We start from the raw sequence: 1,242 nt of genomic DNA on the forward strand, positions 1-1,242 counted from the left end.
GGTGGGCACCAGGGTCTCCCCGCGAACCGCCCAAGTGTAGAGAGTGATGGCGGAGCCGAGCCACCCGCGAAGCCGAAGGCGAGCCATGCGCGAGGTGCGAAAGAATGCCCGGCCTGAAAGCCGGGCGCCCGGGCCCGGGTAATCTACGATGAACCAAAAAAAGGCGCCGCATGGGCATGCGGCGCCTTGGTGATCAGCCTCTACGTAGAGCGGTTACCAGATCTTCACCAGCTTGTCGCCCGAGCGAACCATCTTCGCGTCCGGCTTGCACTGGAATGCCGTGGCAAAGGCCGCCATGTTCGACGGTGCGCCGATCGCGCGCAGCGAGGCCGGCGCGTGCGGGTCGGTGTTGAGGTACAACATGGCCTGCTTCTCACGGACGCTGCCGCGCCAGACGCGGGCCCAGTTGAGGAAGAAGCGCTGGTCCTGCGTGTAGCCGTCGATCTTGGAGTCGGCTTCCTGCGGGTTCTTCTTCAAGGCTTCCTGCAGGGCGTCATACGCCACCGCCGTGCCGCCCAGGTCGGCGATATTCTCGCCCAGGGTCAGCTGGCCATTGACGTGCAGGTCCGGCTTGTCCTTGAGCGGTGCGTAGTCGTTGAACTGGTCGACCAGCCTCTTCGTGCGCTCCTCGAACTTCTTCTTGTCGGCGGCCGTCCACCAGTTCTTGTTGTTGCCTTCGCCATCGAACTGGCTGCCTTCGTCGTCGAAGCCATGGCTGGCTTCGTGACCGATCACCGCGCCGATGCCGCCGTAGTTGATCGCGTCGTCGCCCTTGGCATCGAAGAACGGCGGCTGCAGGATCGCGGCCGGGAAGTTGATCGTGTTGTCGGTCGGGTTGTAGTACGCGTTCACCGTCTGCGGCGTCATGCCCCAGTCGAGGCGATCGGTCGGCTTGCCGATCTTGGCGATGTCGTAGTGATAGTTGAACTTGCTGGCAGCCTGCACGTTCGTGTAGTAGTCGTCGCCGCTCACTTCCAGGCCCGACCAGTCACGCCACTTGTCCGGGTAGCCGATCTTGGGCAGGAAGGTATTCCACTTCTGGATCGCCTTTTCCTTCGTCTCGGCGCTCATCCAGTCGAGGTTTTCGATGCGTGCCTTGAGGGCGTTGCGCACGTTGTCGACCAGTTCGGTGGCGCGCTGCTTCGCTTCGGGCTTGAACACCTTGGCGACGTACAGCTGGCCGAGGGCTTCGCCCATCGACGCGTTGACGGTACCGAGCACGCGCTTCCAGCGATCCTTCTG

Annotated in this window: 1 protein-coding gene; it reads right to left on the bottom strand. The window is 63.3% G+C overall.

All coding sequences use genetic code 11. From position 1 onward, the window contains the following. Positions 1-213: 213 nt before the first annotated feature. Positions 214-1,242, bottom strand: a 1,029-nt coding sequence (locus tag AC1DT2_RS23845) for a M13 family metallopeptidase (protein ID WP_477299168.1), incomplete at its 5' end; no start/stop codon positions are given.

The sequence above is a fragment of the Luteibacter sp. P4_E6 genome (assembly GCF_056401535.1).